This window comes from Candidatus Cloacimonadota bacterium, from assembly GCA_034661015.1.
Classification (GTDB): domain Bacteria; phylum Cloacimonadota; class Cloacimonadia; order JGIOTU-2; family JGIOTU-2; genus JAYEKN01.
Genome location: JAYEKN010000082.1, coordinates 1 through 4,732 on the forward strand (window position 1 = coordinate 1; position 4,732 = coordinate 4,732).

At 35.4% G+C, this 4,732-nt stretch carries 4 protein-coding genes; all 4 read right to left on the bottom strand.

Annotated elements, in window-relative coordinates; translation table 11 throughout:
- Positions 1–181 (bottom strand): DUF3393 domain-containing protein (locus U9P79_02795; protein ID MEA2103558.1); only part of this gene is annotated, 181 nt, incomplete at its 3' end.
- Between the two features lie 81 nt (positions 182–262).
- The gene (locus U9P79_02800) at positions 263–1,996 is read right to left on the bottom strand and encodes a PTS sugar transporter subunit IIA (GenBank protein ID MEA2103559.1); all 1,734 of its coding nucleotides are present in this window, start codon (positions 1,994–1,996) and stop codon (positions 263–265) included.
- 372 nt (positions 1,997–2,368) lie between these two features.
- Entirely contained in the window at positions 2,369–3,193 is an 825-nt protein-coding gene (locus U9P79_02805) for a PTS sugar transporter subunit IIA (GenBank protein MEA2103560.1), read from the bottom strand.
- Positions 3,194–3,295: 102 nt separating this feature from the next.
- Positions 3,296–4,579: a cation:proton antiporter gene (locus U9P79_02810; protein ID MEA2103561.1), complete on the bottom strand. Its 1,284-nt coding sequence runs from the start codon at positions 4,577–4,579 to the stop codon at positions 3,296–3,298.
- Positions 4,580–4,732 lie beyond the last annotated feature (153 nt).

Sequence of the window (4,732 nt, forward strand, 5' to 3'; positions counted from 1 at the left end):
ACTCTTTCTCAATCTGATCCTTATATTGAATAAACATAGAATCTTGCTGCATCTGATAATTTTGAAATTCCTGTTCCTGTTGCTGAGCATATTTTTCAAACTCATCCATATCGGTTTGGGAAAATAAACCGGCAGAAAACGTCAGAGTTAAAATCAATGTTAAAATAATTGCTTTCATCATCTTCTCCAATCTTTTATTTATTTGGCTAAATTTGGTTTATGAACAAATTAATAGTCAAGAAAAGTGAAATTTTTGTGTAAATCAGTCCTCAAAAAAAGGATTCAATTTTTCTACTTCTTCGGCTTGAAAGATAGCAAAAACTTCTTCAGGTGATTCAGCTTGAATAATTTTTTCTTTGATATTTGGGTGAAGGCCAAAAATTTTTGCAATATTCGCGAGCATTTGCAAATGATAAGTATCGTAATATGCTCTTGGAGTAGCGATGAGGAAGATAATGTGGACAGGTTTTTCATCAATTGAATCGAATGGAATCCCTGCTTGGGAAACACCGATTACGCCGCGTATGTTCGGTCCTTCATCAATTATCGCATGCGGAATAGCTAAATTTCCTCCGATTCCTGTAGAAATTTCTTTTTCCCTTTTTGTTATTGACTTCTGTAATTCTTTCAAAGATATTTCGCGTATCTTGTGAGTTTTATACATGAAAATTACCATTTCATTGAGGGCATCCCATTTATTTTCTGCTTCGAGATTAATTTTAATAAATTCTTCTTGCACGAAATCCATCAAACGGATTCTATCTTTATGTTCCTCTCCAGCCAATTTTATTGCTTTTCCGGTAAGTATCGGACCAATCAGTTCGTTCACAACTACCGCAGTTAGCACAATAGCAGTTAGTTGAGAAGCAAAAATCGGAAACAGTTCGCTGTTATTAACTAAGAGAACAAGACCGATAGCTACCCCGGCAATGGGATATAATGCGAATCCGATGTGTTTTCGAATATTTTGAGTTGAACCAGCCAAAGTAGCACCAAGAGTCGGGGCAACAGTTTTGCCGATCAGTCTCGCAAAAATAAAAATTGCTCCGGTATAACCTGCATATTTGATCGCACCAAAATTCAAATGCGTTCCGGCTAGGACAAAAAATAATGTAAACACCTCTTTTTCAATATGCTTGAACGCTCCGAAAAATGTTTTTTGCTGGTGTGAAAAATTCGTGAGAACAATTCCCAAAATAAGACTCGGCAGTATTCCTGAAATATGAAGGAGTTCGGATTCTCCGGTAATCACGACAATCGCAAGAACAACAAGAGAAAGAAATGAGATTTGAATCTTTTTCTTTTTTGAGAAATAAATTACAACGAATCCAACTATTCCGCCAATAACTATGGACTCAAGCAATAAAAGTAAAGGCTTACAAAGAGTATAAAAAATATTCAAATCAGAAATATTTCTCCGATAAAAAATGAAATAATATGCTACATAAAAGATCAAAATAGTCAAAACATTGTTCAGGGCAACGACTGCGAGAAGAGTTTTGGAAAATATCCCCTTCGCTCTTTTCTCCCTAATAATATGTAAAATGGAACCCGGAGCAGTTGCAATCGAGATAGTGGAAAGGATAAGAGATATTTCCCATGATAGATGTGCAACGTATTTTAGGGAGATAAAAACGATGATCGGTGTGAGAACAACATCAGTCAAAGCAATACTTAAAATACGCTTACCGGCATTATGCAATTTCCAAAAATTCAGATGGCTACCGATCAATAAGCCGATGAATCCAAGTGCAAAATTTGTAATTGGCTTGAAACTAATATACGATTGTTCCGGAAAGATAAATAAAACATAATGCCCGATAACTATTCCCCCGATGATTTGAGCAGTAACCGTTGGGATTTTTAACTTTTCCCCGATTTTTGTAAAAATGTATCCGGTAATTAGTATAACCGCAAGAACCAATAATGTGTTACTGTTATTTATCAAGGCGGATTCTCTATGAAAAAATTGGCTGAAGATGGAAAAATCTATCATTGTTTTTTTTCCCGATTATTGTGTAACTTGATCATCCCTGAACAAGAGCGTTTGCCCACAGTTGATTTCTCGCAGCATAGTTAAACTGCGACGGAAACTGTGGGCTTCTAACTAACATGTCAAGAGTTAGATAAATATGATAGAAGCCCACGATTTTAATCGTGGATTTTACATAACAAACGCCAATATTGAACCGTTTTAACGGTTTTTTAAGCGAACTCATTATATTAAAATTTTTGAAACTGAGGTTTTTGATCATTATCCGCATTAACACAAGTTTTTTTTCTTCTTTCTGCATTATTTTTCAGGGCATTTTAAATTTAAATCAAGATGGAAAAAGTAATCATAACTCAAGTTAAAGTTTCACACGTATCACATAAATTCCATAGTCCCTTTAAAGAAATCAACGTCCAGACTCAAAATTGCTGCTCCCCTGTGTTTGTTCAGATTGCCCATAATTTCTTCCACACCGTTCACAATTTGTTTTAGTTTCGATTCGTTGATAAGAGCAAGAATCGTTTTACTATAATTTTTATTTTCACCAAGAAAATTTGTAAAATCCGCAAAAAGAGGAACTTTTGTCAATATCCCTCCCATGCCGATGGAATCAATCACAGTCGATCCTTTTACTCCGACTTCAATAAAAAGTTCCAGAATATCTTCGAGGAATTTCTCTTCATATAAAACAATCAATAACAATTTCTTTTTTTCAATTTTATTCTCAACTGTCTTCTCTTTGGAAGTTTCCATAACAATCGTTTCGTAAATCACTTCCGGAGTTTTTGCGTTAAGCAAATCATAGTACATTTTTTTATTTTTCAGAAACCGAGCAATCTTGGAAAGCAATTGCAGATATTCATTTGGTTTGTTACTCGGACCGATGAGTGCAAAAAAGATGTGTACTTTTTTTTTATCGGCAGCCTCAAAGTTAACTCCCTTTTTGGATATTGCCACGAGCACCAAAAAATCATCAATCCCCTTGAGCTTTGTATGTGGGATGGCAATCCCTCCGCCCAAGCCCGTACTACCTACTTCTTCACGTTCCATAAAAGCATTAAAAAGTTGCTCTTCGCTAAATTTTGAAAACATCTTGGAATCTTTCATAATAGAAACCAATTCGTGCACAACATCTTTTTTTCTTTTTGATTGTAATTCAACCACACACATTTTTTGTGATAATTTATCTTTAAGTTCCATAATATTTTTCCCTTGAATTATTATAAATTTAGAAGTTTAGTCACCAATTTACACAAATAATGTTTTTGATTCTTATTAGGGTAAATCAGTGTAAATTCGCAGCTAATATTCATTTAGTTTTGCACCTTTAATAATTGCCCATTTCGATAAAACCGGACCCACCAACTCGTTAATAAAAACAGAGAAAATCACGATATTTACGGCGTTGATAGCGAGTAATTGAATTTCTTTAGTTGCGTTCATAATTATAGGTGATGCTTGAATCAAGAGGACAAGTCCAAGTGCTACTCCTGCTTGCGGAAACATGCACACTCCGAGATATTTCTTAGTTCTCTCATCAGTATGCGATATTTTTGCACCCGTAAAAACACCTGAATATTTCCCGATCATTCTTGCGAGGACAAAAACTATTCCGAGAACAAGTATTTTCGGATTTGAAAAAATCCCTAACTCCAATTCTATACCGGCAATGCAAAAAAACATAGCATATATTGGTGGAGTTATCCTTCCGAGAATTCGTGAAATACGTTGATTTTTGTTAGACAAGTTTACCAAAGTTGCTCCCACTACGATATTTGTTATCAGGGATGAAATGTGTAAAGGATGCGCCAGACTGATAATTGTGAGCAATATTCCGAGTGAAATTATCATGATCTCACTTGTGCTTTGTTTTTTATAAGTTGCCTTGTGCAAAATGTATCCTGCCACAATTCCTATGATAATTGACAAAAACAATTCGCGAAAAGCATAAATTATCAAGATCGCCGCTGATTGATCTACAGCTTGTTGCTGGGGAATTAAAGTTCCCACAAATGCAAAAACAATTCCGAATAGAATTACTGCTCCGGCATCGTCCAAAGCAACCAATCCGTATAAATAGTCCACGAATTTTCCTCTTGCTCGCAAACTTTGAACTATTGCAATGGTAGCTGCCGGTGCTGTGGCAGAGGCTATTGCTCCGAGAAGAAGAGCGAATTCAAATTCTAATCCAAAAAGCATAAGAGCGAGACTTGTCAGAATGAATGTAAATGCTATCTGAAAAACGGTCATTATAAAAACATTTTTACCAACTGCTTTGAGCTTTGCTCGTGAAAATTCTCCCCCGATTGCCAGAGCAATCAAACCAAGTGCGATCTCCGTGATGGGTCGGAGTGTGTGCACCATTTTTATTTCGATAATCGAGCCCAAAGATTCACCTAAAAGAATTCCGGAAACGATATATCCGGTAATCACAGGCAATTTAACTTTTTGTGCCAATTTCCCAAAAACATATCCGAAAAGAAGCAAAAAACCAAGTGCAAAAAGAATGTGCTCGCTAACTGTATGCCGGAGAAAATACAAAATTGATTGCAAAAAGCCATTACTATTTATCAGCAGAGGATTCATATTAACATTTCCTTTCTGGAATGCTTTTCAGATTACACGCTTTTGAATGTCAAGTTATGCCAGTTTGATTTATCGATAATTTTGCGAAAGTTCTGAAATTTCGCAAAATTATTTTGACTGCAAAAAAGACATAATACAATCAACGCGATAATA